Source organism: Allorhizobium borbori (genome assembly GCF_014196535.1).
In the GTDB taxonomy this organism is placed as follows: domain Bacteria; phylum Pseudomonadota; class Alphaproteobacteria; order Rhizobiales; family Rhizobiaceae; genus Ectorhizobium; species Ectorhizobium borbori.
The window spans coordinates 303,944-320,335 of the sequence record NZ_JACIDU010000001.1 but is presented as its reverse complement, the minus strand read 5'-3'; the positions used below and the strand labels follow the sequence as shown (position 1 = coordinate 320,335).

16 protein-coding genes are annotated in these 16,392 nt (G+C 62.7%); 4 read left to right on the top strand and 12 right to left on the bottom strand.

Features of this window, described 5'->3' with window-relative positions; translation table 11 throughout:
* Nucleotides 1-127: 127 nt before the first annotated feature.
* From GGQ66_RS01545 to phnG, 7 genes are all read right to left on the bottom strand, one after another.
* A complete protein-coding gene (locus GGQ66_RS01545) occupies nucleotides 128-745 on the bottom strand; it encodes an LbetaH domain-containing protein (protein ID WP_183788668.1) in 618 nt (205 codons plus the stop codon).
* A complete protein-coding gene (gene phnL, locus GGQ66_RS01540; RefSeq protein ID WP_183788666.1) occupies nucleotides 742-1,449 on the bottom strand; it encodes a phosphonate C-P lyase system protein PhnL in 708 nt (235 codons plus the stop codon). Before phnL ends, GGQ66_RS01545 begins: the two co-directional genes overlap by 4 nt.
* Nucleotides 1,450-1,451: 2 nt before the next feature.
* Nucleotides 1,452-2,228: a phosphonate C-P lyase system protein PhnK gene (phnK, locus tag GGQ66_RS01535; RefSeq protein ID WP_183788664.1), complete on the bottom strand. Its 777-nt coding sequence runs from the start codon at nucleotides 2,226-2,228 to the stop codon at nucleotides 1,452-1,454.
* 175 nt (nucleotides 2,229-2,403) lie between these two features.
* Nucleotides 2,404-3,279: an alpha-D-ribose 1-methylphosphonate 5-phosphate C-P-lyase PhnJ gene (locus GGQ66_RS01530; RefSeq protein WP_183788662.1), complete on the bottom strand. Its 876-nt coding sequence runs from the start codon at nucleotides 3,277-3,279 to the stop codon at nucleotides 2,404-2,406.
* Nucleotides 3,276-4,388: a carbon-phosphorus lyase complex subunit gene (locus GGQ66_RS01525; protein WP_183788660.1), complete on the bottom strand. Its 1,113-nt coding sequence runs from the start codon at nucleotides 4,386-4,388 to the stop codon at nucleotides 3,276-3,278. The genes GGQ66_RS01530 and GGQ66_RS01525 overlap by 4 nt, the downstream gene beginning before the upstream one ends.
* Before the next feature lies 1 nt (nucleotide 4,389).
* Complete coding sequence (gene phnH / locus GGQ66_RS01520) at nucleotides 4,390-4,998, bottom strand: phosphonate C-P lyase system protein PhnH (RefSeq protein WP_183788658.1); 609 nt, start codon at nucleotides 4,996-4,998, stop codon at nucleotides 4,390-4,392.
* Nucleotides 4,998-5,465 carry a phosphonate C-P lyase system protein PhnG gene (gene phnG, locus GGQ66_RS01515; RefSeq protein ID WP_183788656.1) on the bottom strand — a complete coding sequence of 156 codons (468 nt, stop codon included), beginning with the start codon at nucleotides 5,463-5,465 and terminating at the stop codon, nucleotides 4,998-5,000. Before phnG ends, phnH begins: the two co-directional genes overlap by 1 nt.
* Nucleotides 5,466-5,550: 85 nt before the next feature.
* Here phnG and phnF point away from each other — a divergent pair, with 85 nt between their 5' ends.
* Nucleotides 5,551-6,288, top strand: coding sequence for a phosphonate metabolism transcriptional regulator PhnF (phnF, locus tag GGQ66_RS01510; protein ID WP_183788654.1), 738 nt, complete (start codon nucleotides 5,551-5,553; stop codon nucleotides 6,286-6,288).
* Nucleotides 6,289-6,363: 75 nt separating this feature from the next.
* Here the strand turns inward: phnF and GGQ66_RS01505 are convergent, their stop codons facing one another.
* The 5 genes from GGQ66_RS01505 to mepA form a co-directional block, all read right to left on the bottom strand.
* Complete coding sequence (locus GGQ66_RS01505; RefSeq protein WP_183788652.1) at nucleotides 6,364-6,999, bottom strand: 2,3-bisphosphoglycerate-dependent phosphoglycerate mutase; 636 nt, start codon at nucleotides 6,997-6,999, stop codon at nucleotides 6,364-6,366.
* A 35-nt stretch (nucleotides 7,000-7,034) separates the two neighbouring features.
* Nucleotides 7,035-7,859, bottom strand: coding sequence for a 4-hydroxy-tetrahydrodipicolinate reductase (dapB, locus tag GGQ66_RS01500; protein ID WP_183788650.1), 825 nt, complete (start codon nucleotides 7,857-7,859; stop codon nucleotides 7,035-7,037).
* 10 nt (nucleotides 7,860-7,869) lie between these two features.
* The gene (locus GGQ66_RS01495; protein WP_183788648.1) at nucleotides 7,870-9,654 is read right to left on the bottom strand and encodes an ABC transporter ATP-binding protein; all 1,785 of its coding nucleotides are present in this window, start codon (nucleotides 9,652-9,654) and stop codon (nucleotides 7,870-7,872) included.
* Between the two features lie 196 nt (nucleotides 9,655-9,850).
* Nucleotides 9,851-10,873 (bottom strand): glucokinase, encoded by a 1,023-nt coding sequence (locus GGQ66_RS01490; RefSeq protein ID WP_183788646.1) that lies wholly within the window; start codon nucleotides 10,871-10,873, stop codon nucleotides 9,851-9,853.
* Nucleotides 10,874-11,075: 202 nt separating this feature from the next.
* A complete protein-coding gene (mepA, locus tag GGQ66_RS01485; protein WP_183788644.1) occupies nucleotides 11,076-12,002 on the bottom strand; it encodes a penicillin-insensitive murein endopeptidase in 927 nt (308 codons plus the stop codon).
* A gap of 182 nt (nucleotides 12,003-12,184) precedes the next feature.
* Here mepA and GGQ66_RS01480 point away from each other — a divergent pair, with 182 nt between their 5' ends.
* The 3 genes from GGQ66_RS01480 to GGQ66_RS01470 all read left to right on the top strand — a co-directional run bounded on the left by GGQ66_RS01480 (nucleotide 12,185) and on the right by GGQ66_RS01470 (nucleotide 16,385).
* Nucleotides 12,185-14,026, top strand: a complete 1,842-nt coding sequence (locus GGQ66_RS01480; protein ID WP_183788642.1) for an extracellular solute-binding protein — start codon at nucleotides 12,185-12,187, stop codon at nucleotides 14,024-14,026.
* 120 nt (nucleotides 14,027-14,146) lie between these two features.
* Entirely contained in the window at nucleotides 14,147-15,241 is a 1,095-nt protein-coding gene (locus tag GGQ66_RS01475) for a microcin C ABC transporter permease YejB (RefSeq protein WP_183788640.1), read from the top strand.
* A 1-nt stretch (nucleotide 15,242) separates the two neighbouring features.
* Complete coding sequence (locus GGQ66_RS01470) at nucleotides 15,243-16,385, top strand: ABC transporter permease (protein ID WP_183788638.1); 1,143 nt, start codon at nucleotides 15,243-15,245, stop codon at nucleotides 16,383-16,385.
* Nucleotides 16,386-16,392: the final 7 nt, after the last annotated feature.

The window sequence follows — 16,392 nt, the reverse complement described above, 5'->3', positions numbered from 1 at the left end:
TTCATCCGTCCATTGCCATTAATTCATGCCCGGCAATAGCGTTCGGTCGTGAAGCGCTCATGTCATCTGAATGACAGTTTTGTTAAAGTGCAGAAGCCGACCGGTTTTTTGAACGGGTGGCGGGCGCTCAGCCGCCATATCGCTTGAGGAAGTCATGGACGCAGAGCGTACGGAAGTCGTTCAGCCCTTCCCTCAGTCGTTCGTGATCCCAGTCCCACCAGGCGAGCGCTTCAAGCCGGGCGACGGTCTCCCGGTCGAACCGCTCGCGTGCCGGCTTGGCTGGAACACCGGTAACGATGGTGTAAGGGGCTACGTCCCGGCTCACCACGGCGCCCGAACCGATCACCGCGCCATTGCCGACGGTCACCCCAGGCAGGAGCGTCACGCCATGGCCGATCCAGGTGTCGTGGCCGATGACCACGGGTTTTGAGCGGCGGGCGGCGAAGAAATCCGCCTCGTCTTCTTCCACGCCCGGCCAGTATTTGCCGGCCCGGTAGGTGAAGTGATGCAACGTTGCCCGGTCCATGGGATGGTTGGTGGCGTTGATGCGCACGAAGGCGGCAATGTTCGAGAACTTGCCGATTTTCGCGTTCCACAGGTGGCCGTGTTCCATCACATAGGAATAGTCGCCGATCTCACTTTCGCGGATGCGGCAGAACTCGGCCACCTCGGTATAGCGCCCAAGCGTCGAGTTTTCGACCAGTGCCGTGTCATGGATCGAGGGCTGTTCGGAGAGCGTGCTCATGCGGCCTTCTTTCTGGGCGAGAAGCCCGAGACGTCGATTAAGCGGTCGGCGACCTTCTCGCGCACGTCGAGATCGTGGAAAATGCCGATGATGGCGACACCCGCCGCCTTCTTGGCGGCAATCAGGTCCTCCACCACGGCGCGGTTCGCCGCGTCGAGCGAGGCGGTCGGCTCATCGAGCAGCAGGATCGAATGATCGGTAATGAAGCCGCGCGCGATGTTCACGCGCTGTTGCTCACCGCCGGAAAAGGTGGAGGGCGGAAGCTGCCACAATTCCTTCGGCAGGTTGAGACGGGCGAGCATGGCACCCGCCCGTTCACGAGCTTCTTCCTGTGCGATGCCCCGCGCCAGCAGCGGCTCTGCCACCACATCGATGGCCGCGACACGCGGTACGGTGCGCAGGAACTGGCTGACGTAACCCATGGTCCTGCGGCGAATGTCCAGAATGGTACGCGGCGAGGCCTTGGCCATGTCGATCACCTTGCCGTCGTGATCGACAAGGATCTGGCCGCTGTCGACGGCGTAATTGCCGTAGAGCATTTTCAGGATCGAGCTTTTGCCGATGCCCGAGGGGCCGGCCAGGACGGCGCATTCGCCGCTTGCCACGGAGAAACTGACATCGGATACCACCGGCAGAACGAGGCCGCCGCGCAGGTGCATGACGAAGCTTTTCCGGACTTCGGAAACGACAAGAGGGGTCGGCATTGTCACACCTGCAAAATCGAGGAAACGAGCAATTGCGTATAGGGTTCGCGCGGATCGTCCAGCACGCGGTCGGTCAGGCCGCTTTCGATGACGCGGCCGTCCTTCATCACCATCATGCGGTGGGAAAGAAGCCGGGCGACGGCGAGATCATGGGTGACGATGATGACGGCGAGACCGAGATCGTTGACCAGCGAGCGGATGAGATCGAGCAGGCGGGCCTGCACCGAGACGTCGAGGCCACCGGTCGGTTCGTCCATGAAGACGAGGCGCGGGCTGGTGATGAGGTTGCGGGCAATCTGCAGCCGCTGGCGCATGCCGCCGGAAAAGGCGCGGGGTTGATCGTCGATGCGGTCAATACCGATTTCCACCCGCTCCAGCCATTCGGAGGCGGTGGTGCGGATGTTCCCGTAATGGCGCTGGCCAATCGCCATCAGTCGTTCGCCGGCATTTGCCCCGGCGGAAACCGTCATGCGCAGGCCGTCGGCGGGGTTCTGGTGCACGAAGCCCCAGTCGGTGCGCATCAGCATGCGCCGTTCCGCCTCGCTCATGCGGTAGAGGTCGCGCCAGTTTTCGTCTCGCGTGCGGTATTCGACGGTACCGGCGGTGGGGGCAAGCCGTGTGGAGATGCAGTTGAGCAGCGTCGTCTTGCCGGAGCCGCTTTCGCCGACGATGGCCAGCACTTCGCCCGGAAAAAGCTCGAAGGACACATCGCGGCAACCGGTACGCGCGCCATAGAATTTCGAAACGCCGCTGACCTTGAAAAGAGGGGTATCTGTCATCGGATGTACTCCAGAAAATCGGCTTTTGCGCAGGCGGCCCCCTCATCCGGCTGCCGCCACCTTCTCCCCGCGGGGGAGAAGGCGAAGGAAGCGATGTTGTGACCTTGATCCTCTTCTCCCCAGCGGGGAGAAGGTCCCGGCAGGGGGGTGAGGGGGGCTTTTCGCAAGGTGCCGGTCATTCCGCTGCCTCCTTCACGCCGAGTTCGCCGACACAGCCGCAGGCGCGGCGCTCCTCGCAATGGTCGGTGTCGGAGCAGACGAACATGCGTCCGCCGCGGTCATCGAGGATCACCTCGTCGAGATAGACGTTCTCCGCACCGCAGAGCGCGCAGGGCTTGTCGAAGGTCTGTACCTCGAAAGGGTGATCCTCGAAATCGAGACTGACGACCTCTGTGAAAGGCGGCACGGCATAGATGCGCTTCTCGCGGCCCGCACCGAAAAGCTGGAGTGCTTCCGACATATGCATCTTCGGATTGTCGAATTTCGGAATGGGCGACGGGTCCATGACGTAGCGCCCCGCCACCTTTACCGGATAGGCGTAGGTGGTGGCGATATGGCCGTTGATGGCGATGTCCTCGTAAAGTTTCACATGCATCAGGCCATACTCGGACAGCGCATGCATGGTGCGCGTTTCGGTTTCACGCGGCTCGAGATAGCGCAGTGGCTCGGGGATCGGCACCTGATAGACGAGCACCTGTCCTTCCTTCAGCACCTTTTCCGGAATGCGGTGGCGCGTCTGGATGATCGTCGCCTCGTCGGTATGGGTGGTCACCGCCACATTCGCCACCTTGGCGAAGAAGGCGCGGATGGAAACGGCGTTGGTCGTGTCGTCGGCGCCCTGATCGATGACCTTCAGCACGTCGGCGGGGCCGATGATCGCCGCCGTCACCTGCACGCCACCCGTTCCCCAGCCATAGGGCATGGGCATTTCGCGCGAGGCGAAGGGCACCTGATAGCCGGGAATGGCGATGGCCTTGAGGATGGCACGGCGGATCATCCGCTTGGTCTGCTCGTCCAGATAGGCGAAGTTGTAGGCTGCCAGATCGCTCATTCCGCGGCCTCCTTCCTGTCTGATGATTCGGATGCGGTGCGGGCGGCTTCGAACTCCGCCCGCATTCGCCGCACAAGGCCGAGTTCGGCCTGGAAATCCACGTAATGCGGCAGCTTCAGATGTTCCACGAAGCCCGTCGCCTGCACGTTGTCGCAGTGGGAGAGAACGAATTCCTCATCCTGCGCCGGGGCGACAATATCCTCGCCGAACTCACGGGCCCGAAGCGCCCGGTCGACCAGCGACATGGACATGGCTTTGCGCTCGCTCTGGCCGAAGACGAGGCCATAGCCGCGGGTGAACTGCGGCGGCACCTTGGCCGAGCCTTTGAACTGGTTGACCATCTGGCATTCCGTCACGCGGATTTCGCCAAGCGAAACGGCATAGCCCAGTTCCGGTGCATCGATCTCGATCTCGACCTCACCGATGCGGATTTCGCCGGTGAAGGGGTGGGTGCGGCCGTAGCCGCGCTGGGTGGAATAACCGAGCGCCAGCAGGAAACCTTCGTCGCCGCGCGCCAGGGCCTGCAGGCGCAGGTCGCGGCTCATGGGAAACTCCATCGGCTCGCGCGTCAGGTCGCCGCCGCCCTCATCTTCGCCCAGCGTGCCGTCACCCTCGATCAAACCTTCCTGGGCAAGAATTTCGGACACGCGCATCACGGCTTCGGGCGTTTCCGTGCGTTCGGCGCCTTCCTCCACCGGACCGTCTTCCAGCAGCGTGGGGTCGAGCAGGCGGTGGGTGTAATCGAAGGTGGGACCGAGAAGCTGGCCGCCCGGCAGGTCCTTGTATGTGGCAGACACACGCCGTTCGATCAGCATCGCGCCGGTATCGATGGGGCTCGACACGCCGAAGCGTGGCAGGGTGGTGCGGTAGGCGCGCAGCAGGAAAATGGCCTCGATCATGTCGCCGCGCGCCTGCCGGAAGGCAAGGGCCGCGAGATCGCGATCGTAAAGCGAGGCTTCGGCCATGACGCGGTCGACGGCAAGCGCCAGTTGCTCGATAACCTGTTCACTGGAAACGGCCGGAAGCGAGCGATCTCCCCGCCGCCGGTCGGCGAGCAGGCGGTGCGCGTTGGCGATGGCGGTTTCCCCGCCCTTGACGGCTACATACATCTCACAACGCTCCTGCGGAAATCCGCGTCGTGCGCGGCAGACAGAGGAAGCGGTCACCCGCCGTCAGCACCACATCCACACCGCGCGGAAACAGCACATGGTTTTCCGCCCATTGCCGCAGGAAGCCATCGGGCAATCCTGACGGGTGAACGATCCGCCCGCCGGCGATGCCGGGGCCGGTCAGCTTCAGCGGCGTGGTGCCCTCGAAGCTGGCAATCTCGATGATCAGCGTTACCGAACGGTCCGGATACTCCTGCGTGCCGGCCGAAAACAGGCCGAAGGAAGGAAGGGGCGCGCCGGCCTCGATGAAGGCGAAGCGGGCCTCTGCCTTTTCCGGGGCAGGCGGCGCGCCGGTGTGGAAGGAGAGCCAGCCTGGTAGGGCCGATTTCTGCAACCGCACTGAAAGCCAGACCGGCGTATCGTGATCGAGAAGGGTGAGCGCGATGGCGCCGGCCGCGATCCCGAGGGGGGAAGGAGCGCCGGTATCGTCCGTCACCGTTTGCAGCGTGCCGGGGCGTGCCATGGCGTCCATGACGAGGCGGAACACGGCCTGACCCTGAAAGACCGGATCGTGAAAGCCGCCGGAAAGCGAATCGGATTCAAGGCCCATCAGTCCTCTCCTCGTACCATGGTGAAGAAATCGACACGCGTGGCGGCGGTCTGCGCGCGCGCATGGCCCCGGGCCTCCGCTATGCGCTGTTCCACTGGCGTCAGCAGGCGGGTCTCGATGCTGTCGCGTGTGGCCGCCTCCTGCCACAGCGCATGAATGATGGCGCCGAGCCTTGCTTTTTGGCGGTCGGTGCCGAGCGTCTGCGCATGGCCGACCGTGCCGGAGGCAAGGCGCACAGAAGCGCGGCTGACCGTGACTTCGCCCAGATTGAAGGGGGCGCCGCCGCCGCCGATACGCCCGCGCACCATGACCAGTCCGGTTTCAGGCCCGCGCAGCGGCCTGGCTTCGAAAGGTCCGCCCAGCGTGTCGATCAGCGTTGCCAGTTCCGCCCGCGTGGCGCGGGCGATCAGGTCGGAAGCGCGTTTGGCGCGCAGCGTTTCCGGGGTTGGTGTTGCCGTTTCGGCCATCCTCTGCACCTCAAATGTCTATTTATGTAGACAACCATACATTAAGATGTATATCTATTCCGAACCCATGACAAGCGTGTGACGGATGAACGACGGCGGACTGGTGAGACGACAAAGCGGTGTGGCCCTGTGGCGGCAGATTGCTGACCGAATCCGGGCGGCCATTGCCGATGGCAGCTACGACGAAACCGGCATGGTGCCGCCGGAAACGGTGCTGGCCGCCGATTTCGGGGTGAACCGCCACACTGTCCGCGCCGCCCTTTCGGCGCTGACGCAGGAAGGCATGCTGCGTCCGGTGCAGGGGATCGGAACGCTGATCCTGCGCCGCGAGCGGCTGAGTCTGCCGATTTCCCGGCGCACCCGCTTTACGGAAGGGGTGGGTGAGCAGGCCCGCGCGCTATCCGGGGCGCTGCTGGATCACGCGGAAGAACCCGCCAGTGCAGCGGTGTCCACAGCGCTTCACCTTGCGCCGCATGCACCGGTTCTGCGCATCGAAACCCTGCGCAGCGCCGACAAGCGGGGCATGTCGCGCTCGACAGCATGGTTTCCGCTGCCTCGCTTTCACGGTCTGGCCGATGCATTCGCCAAGTCCGGTTCAGTAACCGCAGCGCTTCGGGCTTTCGGGGTCGAGGACTATGTGCGGGTGAAGACGGAAATCAGCGCTGTTCATGCCGAACCCGGCGATCTCGCCGATCTTGGCCTTGCGCCCGGTGCCATCGTGCTGGTCACACAGGCGGTGAATGCCGATCCGGAGGGCATGCCGATCCAGTTTGCCGTCAGCCGCTTCCCGGCGGACAGGGTGCAGTTCACTGTCGAAGTGTGATGCGGCTCAAACGTAAACCGCCCGCCGGATACTGGTCCGGCGGGCGGTTTCAATGGATTTATCGGCCGCCAGCGCTTAATGCGCGCCGGACATGTCGCCGAGAACGTCCTTCGATGCGACGGTCGAATCGGCCTTGAGCTTGTAGACCATCGGCACACCGGTCGCGAGGTTGAGCTTGAGGATCTCTTCCTTGGACAGGCGGTCGAGCACCATGACAAGGGCGCGCAACGAATTGCCATGGGCGGCGACCAGAACGTTCTGGCCCGACAGGACGCGCGGCAGGATTTCCGTGAGGTAATAGGGCCAGACGCGCGCACCGGTGTCGCGCAGGCTTTCGCCGCCCGGAGGCGGAACGTCGTAGGAGCGGCGCCAGATGTGGACCTGTTCCTCGCCCCACTTGGCGCGGGCATCGTCCTTGTTCAGGCCGGAAAGATCGCCATAGTCGCGCTCGTTCAGCGCCTCGTCCTTGATCGTTTCAAGGCCGGTCTGGCCGACATTTTCCAGAATGATGCCGAGCGTCTTCTGGGCGCGAGTCAGCGCCGAGGTGAAGGCGATGTCGAACTTGATGCCGTATTCGGCCAGTGCCTTGCCGCCGGCATTGGCTTCTTCCACGCCGAGCGCGGTCAGGTCCGGGTCGCGCCAGCCGGTGAAAAGGTTTTTCAGGTTCCATTCGCTCTGGCCGTGGCGAACGAGGACGAGGGTACCGCTCATGACATGATCCTCCGCTTGGGATGGTGGAAAGGCAATCAGGATTTCGACAGTCCGAGAACATCGGACATGGAGTAGAAGCCGGGCTTCTGCCCGAAGGCCCAGAGTGCGGCCTTCACCGCGCCACGGGCAAAGATGGTGCGGTCGCCGGCGCTGTGCGACAGCGTGACGATCTCGCCTTCGCCGGCAAGCAGCACGGAATGCTCGCCGATGACGGAGCCGCCACGCAGTGTCGCAAAGCCGATATCGCCGGCATTGCGCGGGCCGGTGTGGCCGTCGCGCACGCGCACCGAGGTTTCCTGAAGATCGACGCCGCGGCCGTCCGCAGCCGCCTGCCCAAGCAGCAGCGCCGTGCCGGAGGGGGCATCGACCTTGTGTTTGTGGTGCATTTCAAGGACTTCAATATCCCAGTCGGCGGCATCGAGCGAGCGGGCGGCTTGTCGCACCAGCTCGGCCAGAAGGTTCACGCCAAGGCTCATATTGCCGGATTTGACGATGCGGGCATGGCGGGCGGCGGCGCGGATCTTTTCCTCGTCGGCCGAAGAGCAGCCGGTCGTGCCGATGACGTGGACGATGCGCGCTTGGGCGGCAAGCGCGGCATACTCGACGCTGGTGGCTGGCGTGGTGAAGTCGACAACGCCATCAGCATGGACGAAGGCGGCCAGCGGATCGGAGGTCACGGGAACACCGAGATGCCCCACGCCGGCGAATTCGCCGGCATCACGGCCGATGAGCGATGAACCCGCACGCGCGATCGCGGCATGCAGTGTCACGCCTTCCATCGCTGCTATGATGCGAATGAGCGTCTGGCCCATGCGCCCGCCCGCACCCGTCACCACCAGTTTCATGCCGGTCTTCGTCATGTCGCTTCCGTCAAATATCCGTTCGCACTGTTTGCAGGTTGTTGAGGCGCGCGTAAAGCCCGTTTTCACGGGCGCTCAGCGATTCATGCGTGCCTTCTTCCGCCACCTTGCCTTCGTGCATCACCACGATCTTGTCGGCGTTGACGACGGTGGACAGGCGATGTGCAATCACGATCACCGTGCGGCCGGCCATGGCAGTGTCGAGCGCCTTCTGCACGAAGGCTTCCGATTCCGTATCGAGCGCAGACGTTGCCTCATCGAGAAGCAGGATCGGTGCGTTGCGAACCAGAGCGCGGGCAATCGAAAGCCGCTGGCGCTGGCCGCCCGACAGTGTCACGCCATTTTCCCCAACGGGCGTGTCGTAACCCATCGGCTGCGCCAGGATGAAGTCGTGGGCATAGGCCAGCCGCGCAGCTTCCTCCACTTGCACATCCGTCGCATCGGGCCGACCATAGCGGATGTTGTCACGGATCGTGCCTTCGAACAGGTAAGGTTGCTGCGAGACATAGGCGAGGTGTTCGCGAAGCGACGATTTCGTCACCATTGCGATGTCCTGCCCGTCGATCAGGATCGAGCCGCCTTCCGGGTCGTAGAAACGCGGAATGAGATTGATGATCGTAGACTTGCCGGCGCCGGAAGGGCCGACCAGCGCCGTCGTCTTGCCACCCTCGGCCACGAAGGACACACGGTCGAGCACAGGTTTGCCGTTGCCGTAGGAGAAGGTCACGTCGCGAAATTCGATGCGGGCATTATCCGTCACGAGGGATTTCGCGCCATCGACATCGCGCTGATGCGGTTCGATGTCGAGGATCTCGTAGAGCATGCGGGCGTTGGTCACGGCGGCCTCGACGCGCACCTGAAGGCGGGCAAGGCGGCGGGCTGGATCATAGGCCATCAGAAGAGCTGTGACGAACGACACGAAGGCGCCGGGCAGGGCACCCTGATAGAGCGACATATAGGCGGTGTAGGCGAGCACGCAGGAAATTGCCAGGCCGGCGAAGGTTTCCGTCATCGGTGCCGTGCGTTCGGCCAGACGGGCGATCTTGTTGGCGCGCATCTCGGCGTCGTCGATCAGCACCCGCACCTTGCTGTTCAACTGGTCTTCCATGGTGAAGGCCTTCACCACGGCAATGCCTTGCACGCTTTCCTGCATGGCGCCGAGGACGCGGCTGTTGATTTCCACCGACTGGCGGGTCGCTGCGCGCAGGCGCTTGGAAACATAACGCAGGCCGAGCATCAGCGGCGGCGCCACGACGAAGACGATCAGCGTCAGCACCCAGTCTTTGGACAGCATCACGCCGATGAGGGCAATCAGGGTCAGGAAGTCGCGGGCGATGGAGGTCACCGTCATGTTCAGCACGTCGCGAATGCCGGAAATATTCTGGCTGATCTGTGCGGCGAGCTGTGCCGATCGCGATTCGCTGTAAAAGCCGACCGAGAGTTTCATGAGGTGTTCGTAGATGCGGCGCTGGTATTTGGCGACGATGTTGTTGCCGATCTTCAGCAGCAGAACCGCCTGCCAGTAGGTCGCGAAGCCGCGCGCCACGAAGGTCAGGAAGATCACGACACAGATGATCCAGATCATGCCGGAATCCGAGCGCCCGAAGGCCTCGTTGATGACCGATTCCATGATCCAGGCCGTAAAGGCCGTGGTGCCCGCGACAATGCCGAGGCAGATGATGGCAAGGATGTAGGACTTGAGATGCTCACGCCCGTTCTCGGCGATGACACGCTTGAGAACGTCACGCACGCCCTGGCTGTCGATGGCACGCTTCGGCTTATCCGCTTCGGTCAAGGGCGCGAAACCTTCCTGTGGGTTCAGATGCTTTGCCGCCGCGTCCAGAGCAATTTCAGCAAAAGTGCGTAGCGGTTTTGCGTCCGGAATCGCGTCTGAACAAACAGATAGAGCTTTTCCGTCGCAGTCTTTGGAACGGAAAAGCTCTATAGAGGCTGGGAAGCCGTTTGGCCATAGGGTTTCGCGCGGCCGAAGCTCAGCCGCGCCAGCGGCGGCCTTCGGTCGCGACACCGAAATTGGTGGGGGTGCGGGCATAGGCGGCAAGCCCCGCCAGCGCGGCCATCGGATGCGTCACCACGTAGGTCGGGGTGGAGCGCAGCAGGGCCGAATGCGGTGCCTTGTCCTCGAAGGCAGCGCGGAACTCCGGCTTCTGCAAAGCCGGCAGGATCTTCTGCGAAATGCCGCCGGCGAGATAGACGCCGCCGCGCGCCATGAAGGTCAGCGCCAGATCACCGGCCACGCGGCCAAGATAGGTGGCAAAGAGCGAAAGCGTCTCGACAGCGACAGAATCGCTGCCGGAAAGACCGGCAGTGGTGATGTCGGCCGGGTCGCCAAAGGTCGGCTTGACGCCATCGGCCACGCAGACGGCCCGGTAGAGGTTTACGAGCCCGCGGCCGCACAACACCTGTTCGGCGGAGACGCGGCCTTCGATCCGCTCGAGATGCGGAAAGACGGAAAGATCACGCTCGGTGCGGGGGCCGAGATCAACATGGCCGCCTTCGCCGGAGACCGGAATCCAGCGGCGCTGGACATGGACGAGGCCCGCAACGCCAAGGCCGGTGCCCGGTCCCAGCACGACGCGCGAGGCGACCTGCACCTTGCCCACCGAACCGATTTCCTCGCGGCTGTCTTCTGAAAGCGCGGCAACGGCCAGCGCCTGTGCCTCGAAATCGTTGATGACGATGATGTCTTCAAGGCCAAGGCTCTGGCGCATGTTGGCCGGGCGCAGCACCCAGTGGCAGTTTGTCAGCGGAATTTCCTGCGCGGCAATGGGGCCGGCGACGGCGAGGATGGCCGAGCGCGGCTGAAGTGAAGTCTTGTCCAGAACGCCGGACTGGATCGCATCCTCGATATTCGGGAAATCCGCCGTCTTGAGCACGGGGAAATCCTTCGGCTCGGCATAGGCGTCGATCAGAATCGAGAAGCGGGCATTCGTGCCGCCGATGTCGCCGATCAGGATCGGAAAGGGCTGATGGTCGGTGTCCGGGTATTTGAGCATCGTCTATCCAATCCGCGCCGGAGGGCGCCGTGGCAAGGGGGCTGGCGGGTCCCGCCGGGAGCGGGCCGGGTTCAGGTGCTGGAATACACCCGAACCATTAAGATTGAACGATGGCCGGGAAAGCCCAATCATCGCTCAATCGCGGTTTCAACCGATTGAATAGCGCTCCCGCCCGAGGGAGGCAAGCCCTTTAACGGTGCTTTCAGCGCGTGGCGGCGGGTGAGGCCAGAACGGCGGTGCAGGCTTTTGGGAGGTCGGCCAGCGTCACGGGCTTCGGCGGCTTGGGCGGCGGCGCGTTCGGGTCCTTCTTCGGTGCGGCCCACGGTTCCTTGGTGAACCACCAGGCGAGATTCTTGCCGCAATCGTCACCCGTCGGGGTGGAGGCCTGTTCCTTGCAGTTGGCGGAACCGGCAGGGCAGGCAAGGCGAATGTGGAAATGGGCGTCGTGACCATAGATCGGGCGCACCTTTCCAAGCATGTTGCGGTCGCCGGTCCAGGTTTCGCAGAGCTTCTTCTTGATGGCCGGGTTGACGAAGATGCGCTGGATTTCCGGATAGCTCGCGGCCCGCATGATGATGCGGGCATGGGCGGGCGTCCACTTGTCGTTGATCGTCAGGAACTTGTTGGGTTCGAGCATCGAGGTGAAAGGCATCTTTTCCCGCTCGTCGGCGGAAAGGCGGCGGTTCGGCATCGGCGTCAGCCAGATATCGGCATCGAGGCCGATCTGGTGCGATGCATGGCCGTTCTTCATCGGGCCGCCGCGCGGCTGGGAAATATCGCCGATGAGCAGGCCCGGCCAGCCGTCCTTGGCACCGTCACGCGACAGTTTCTGGATGGTGGAGAGAAGGGCGGGGTGCCCCCAGTTTCGGTTACGCGAAAGGCGCATCACCTGCCAGTTCGGTCCGTCGATGGGCAGCGCCTGCGCGCCCTCGATGCAGCCCTTGGCGTAAAAGCCATAGGGTGTCGGGATGCCGGTGCTGGGCGCATTGACGGCGCCGAACAATTCCTTGGCCGGTTTCGGGTTGTCGGCGGCGCTCGCCGACAGGGCGCCGAGCGCCGAGATGGAGATGCCAAGAAGCGCGCCGGCCATCTGCCACGCGCCGGAAATTCGGGAAAGAGAGAAGGTCATGCTGCCGCCGCTTTATGGAGCCCCGATCTTCCGGGGGAATCTGCTTTCTTGATAAACTGATTTGCGATTGGGGTGAAAGCGTGACCTTCGCGGTGCTCGGCGCAATGTGATTGCACGCCCCTGTTTTTCGCCCCACTTTTGCTTATGCTCTGGCGCGAAGCGGTTCAGGAGAACGGGAAGGCATGGCTTTGATGCGGATGATGGTGAAGGGGCTGGCCTTCTTGGCGGTTACGCTTGTGGCGGCAGTGCCGGCGGCGCGGGCAGAGGAAAAAGTCTGGCGCCATGGCGTGACGCTGGGCGACGCGCTGAAATACCCGCAAGGCTTCGCACGCTTCGACTACGTCAATCCCGATGCGCCGAAGGGCGGTACGCTCCGCCTTTCCGCCGATGGAACGTTCGACACGTTCAACCCGGTTCTTTCCAAGGGAGAGGCCGCCGCCGGCGTAGGCGCGGTTTTCGATACGCTGCTGAAGGAATCCGGCGACGAGGTTTCCACCGCCTACGGTCTTCTCGCCGAGGCCGTATCCTATCCGGACGATGTCTCGGAAGTGAGCTTCCGCCTGCGCCCGGAAGCAAAGTGGGCCGATGGCCAGCCGGTCACACCGGCGGACGTGATCTTTTCGCTGGAAAAGTTGAAGGAGCATAACCCGCTCTTCAGCAATTATTATCGCCATGTGACCGAAGCAGTGGAAACCGGCCCGCGTGAGGTAACCTTCCGTTTCGATGAAAAGAACAATCGGGAACTGCCGCAGATCCTCGGTCAGTTCCCGATCGTGCCGAAGCATTGGTGGGAAGGAACCGGCCCGGATGGCAAGCCGCGCGACATTTCCCGCACCACGCTGGAGCCGGTCATGGGCTCCGGCGCCTACAGGATCGCCGCGTTTTCGCCGGGCGCGACCATCCGCTACGAACTGCGCGACGATTACTGGGCGAAGGATTTGCCGGTGAATGTCGGCCAGAACAATTTCGGCGCCATCACCTACACCTATTTCGGCGACCGCGATGTGGAGTTCGAAGCCTTCCGCGCCGGCAATACCGACTACTGGTATGAGAACATGGCAGCGCGCTGGGCGACGGGTTACGACTTCCCGGCGGTCAAGGACGGGCGCGTCATCCGCGAGGAGGTCGAAAATCCCTTCCGTGCAACTGGCGTCATGCAGGCGATGGCGCCCAACCTGCGCCGCGCCAAGTTCCAGGACGAGCGCGTGCGCGAGGCGCTGAACTATGCCTTCGATTTCGAGGAACTGAACCGCACCATCGCGTTCTCGGCCTACAAACGCGTTGACAGCTACTTCTGGGGTACGGAGCTTGCCTCTTCCGGCCTGCCGGAAGGCCGGGAGAAGGAAATTCTCGACGCGATGAAGGACAAGGTGCCCGCGCGGGTTTTCACCACGCCCTACACCAATCCGGTGGGCGGCGACCCCACGAAGTCGCGGGAGAACCTGCGCAAGGCCATCGCCCTCTTCAAGGAGGCGGGTTACGAATTGAAGGGTAACCGCATGGTCAATACCAGGACCGGTGAGCCCTTCTCCTTCGAAATCCTGCTGTCCAGCCCGACGCTGGAGCGCTGGTCTGTTCCCTATGCCCAGAACCTCAAGAAGATCGGTGTCGAGGCCAGCATCCGCACGGTGGATGCCGCGCAATATACCAACCGCGTCCGCACCTTCGATTATGACGTGACATGGGTTGTGTGGGCACAGACGCTGCATCCCGGTAACGAGCAATCGGATTACTGGGGGTCGGCCTCCGTCGGCAAGCAGGGTTCCAAGAACTATGTCGGCATCGCCGATCCGGCCATCGATGAGTTGATCCGTCAGGTGACTTTTGCCCAGACGCGGGCGGAACTCGTGCCGGCGGTGCACGCGCTCGACCGCGTGCTGCTCGCCCACAATTACGTGATGCCGCTGTTCTATGGCAATACGGCGCGCCTTGCCTATTCCAGCCAGATCACCCACGCGAAGGAACTGCCCTATTACGGCACCGGCTTCCCGGATGCGTGGTGGTCGACGGCGGCGGGCAAGTGAACTGGCACACCGGGCCGGGGTTGCGTTGCCGGGCCAAGCCGTTACCAAATGAAACCGAACGAATCACCATCCTCTGCAAAGGGAATGGCAGCTTGAATAAGACCGGAAGGGCCTGACCGTATGGGCGGCTATATCCTCAGACGCCTTCTCCTGATGATCCCGACCATGATCGGGATCATGGGCATTTCCTTTCTCGTGGTGCAGTTTGCGCCGGGCGGGCCCGTGGAACAGGTCATTTCCCAGTTGACTGGCCAGGGCGACAGCGCTTCCGACCGTCTGACCGGCGGCGGCGACATGCTGGCCACGCAGGATTTTTCCTCGCAGGATAATGCGAAATATCGCGGCGCGCAGGGGCTTGATCCCGAACTGATCGCCAAGCTGGAAAAGCAGTTCGGCTTCGACAAGCCGCCGCTGACCCGCTTTCTGGACATGATGGGCAGCTACATCCGCTTCGATTTCGGTGAAAGCTTCTTCCGCAACACGCCGGTAATCGATCTCATCCTTGAGAAAATGCCGGTTTCGATCTCGCTCGGCGTGTGGATCCTGCTGTTTTCCTACACGATTTCCATTCCGCTCGGGATTCGCAAGGCCGTGAAGGACGGGTCCGCCTTCGACGTGTGGACCTCAGGTGTCATCATTGTCGGCTATGCCGTGCCAAGCTTCCTCTTCGGTATCCTGCTCATCGTGCTTTTTGCCGGCGGGTCCTTCTTCGACTGGTTTCCGCTTCGCGGCCTCGTGTCCGATAATTTCGACCAGCTCTCCTGGTGGGAAAAGATCATCGACTATTTCTGGCACCTGACGCTGCCGCTGATTTCGCTGGCGCTCTCGGCCTTCGCCACGACGACGCTCCTCACCAAGAATTCCTTCCTCGATGAAATCCGCAAGCAATATGTGGTGACGGCGCGCGCCAAGGGGCTTTCGGAAAATCGGGTTCTTTATGGTCACGTCTTCCGCAACGCCATGCTGATCGTCATCGCGGGTTTCCCCGGCGCCTTTATCTCGGCCTTCTTCACCGGTTCGCTGCTGATCGAGAACATCTTCTCGCTCGATGGTCTCGGCCGCCTCGGCTATCTCGCTGTCGTCAATCGCGATTACCCCATCGTCTTCGGCACGCTCTACATCTTCTCGCTGCTCGGCCTCGTCGTCAGTCTCGTCTCCGACCTGATCTACACCTGGATCGATCCGCGCATCGACTTCGAAAAGAGGGAGGTCTGACATGGACGCCACCTCGACCGCGACCACGATTACGGAAAAGCCCCGTCGCCCGTTCCTCTCGCCGGTCAATCGCCGGCGGCTGGAGAACTTCAAGGCGAACCGGCGCGGCTACTGGTCCTTCTGGCTGTTCATGGTGCTGTTCATTCTCAGTCTCGGAGCGGAATTCATAGCCAACGATCGACCGCTCCTCGTCTCCTACAAGGGAGAGATCCTGTTTCCGGTGGTGGTGAATTATCCGGAGGAGAAATTTGGTGGTTTCCTCGCCGAAACCGACTACCGCTCCTCCTTCATTGCCGACGAGATCAATGCGAACGGCTGGGCCATCTGGCCGCCGATCCATTATTCCTACAACACCGTCAATTCCAACATTCCCCATTCCGCCCCCACCAAGCCCTTCTGGTTGATGAGCAAGGAAGAGCGCTGCTCGGCCTATCCGAAGGGCGTCGAAGACCCCGATTGCAATCTCGGCAATCTCAACTGGCTCGGTACCGACGATCAGGCTCGTGATGTGACGGCGCGCATGATCTACGGTTTCCGTATTTCCGTTCTGTTCGGTCTGGCGTTGACCATCTGCTCGGCAGTGGTGGGCGTCACGGCGGGCGCTGTGCAAGGCTATTTCGGCGGCTGGACCGACCTTCTGATGCAGCGCTTCATCGAGATCTGGTCGTCGATGCCAGTGCTCTATATCCTGCTCATCATCGCCGCCATCCTGCCGCCCGGCTTCTTCATCCTGCTCGGCATCATGCTTTTGTTCTCGTGGGTCGGCTTTGTCGGCGTGGTGCGCGCCGAATTCCTGCGGGCGCGCAATTTCGAATATGTGCGGGCGGCGCGGGCGCTCGGCGTCGGAAATGCCACGATCATGGCACGCCACCTCCTGCCCAATGCCATGGTGGCGACGCTCACCTTCCTGCCCTTCATCCTCTCGGGTTCGATCACCACGCTGACCTCGCTCGACTTCCTCGGCTTCGGCATGCCGCCAGGCTCGCCATCGCTTGGCGAACTCATCGCGCAGGGCAAGAAGAACCTGCAGGCGCCCTGGCTGGGACTGACGGCCTTCTTCACCATGTCGATAATGCTCTCGCTGTTGATCTTCGTCGGCGAAGCTGTGCGCGACGCCTTCGATCCTCGCAAGACATTCCGGTGAGGCGGTC

Excerpts from the sequence above, each read along its gene's own strand:
- GGQ66_RS01545 (WP_183788668.1), bottom strand. The coding sequence starts at position 745 with ATGAGCACGCTCTCCGAACAGCCCTCGATCCATGACACGGCACTGGTC.
- phnL (WP_183788666.1), bottom strand. The coding sequence starts at position 1,449 with ATGCCGACCCCTCTTGTCGTTTCCGAAGTCCGGAAAAGCTTCGTCATG.
- phnK (WP_183788664.1), bottom strand. The coding sequence starts at position 2,228 with ATGACAGATACCCCTCTTTTCAAGGTCAGCGGCGTTTCGAAATTCTAT.
- GGQ66_RS01530 (WP_183788662.1), bottom strand. The coding sequence starts at position 3,279 with ATGAGCGATCTGGCAGCCTACAACTTCGCCTATCTGGACGAGCAGACC.
- GGQ66_RS01525 (WP_183788660.1), bottom strand. The coding sequence starts at position 4,388 with ATGTATGTAGCCGTCAAGGGCGGGGAAACCGCCATCGCCAACGCGCAC.
- phnH (WP_183788658.1), bottom strand. The coding sequence starts at position 4,998 with ATGGGCCTTGAATCCGATTCGCTTTCCGGCGGCTTTCACGATCCGGTC.
- phnG (WP_183788656.1), bottom strand. The coding sequence starts at position 5,465 with ATGGCCGAAACGGCAACACCAACCCCGGAAACGCTGCGCGCCAAACGC.
- phnF (WP_183788654.1), top strand. The coding sequence starts at position 5,551 with ATGAACGACGGCGGACTGGTGAGACGACAAAGCGGTGTGGCCCTGTGG.
- GGQ66_RS01505 (WP_183788652.1), bottom strand. The coding sequence starts at position 6,999 with ATGAGCGGTACCCTCGTCCTCGTTCGCCACGGCCAGAGCGAATGGAAC.
- dapB (WP_183788650.1), bottom strand. The coding sequence starts at position 7,859 with ATGACGAAGACCGGCATGAAACTGGTGGTGACGGGTGCGGGCGGGCGC.
- GGQ66_RS01490 (WP_183788646.1), bottom strand. The coding sequence starts at position 10,873 with ATGCTCAAATACCCGGACACCGACCATCAGCCCTTTCCGATCCTGATC.
- mepA (WP_183788644.1), bottom strand. The coding sequence starts at position 12,002 with ATGACCTTCTCTCTTTCCCGAATTTCCGGCGCGTGGCAGATGGCCGGC.
- GGQ66_RS01480 (WP_183788642.1), top strand. The coding sequence starts at position 12,185 with ATGGCTTTGATGCGGATGATGGTGAAGGGGCTGGCCTTCTTGGCGGTT.
- GGQ66_RS01475 (WP_183788640.1), top strand. The coding sequence starts at position 14,147 with ATGGGCGGCTATATCCTCAGACGCCTTCTCCTGATGATCCCGACCATG.
- GGQ66_RS01470 (WP_183788638.1), top strand. The coding sequence starts at position 15,243 with ATGGACGCCACCTCGACCGCGACCACGATTACGGAAAAGCCCCGTCGC.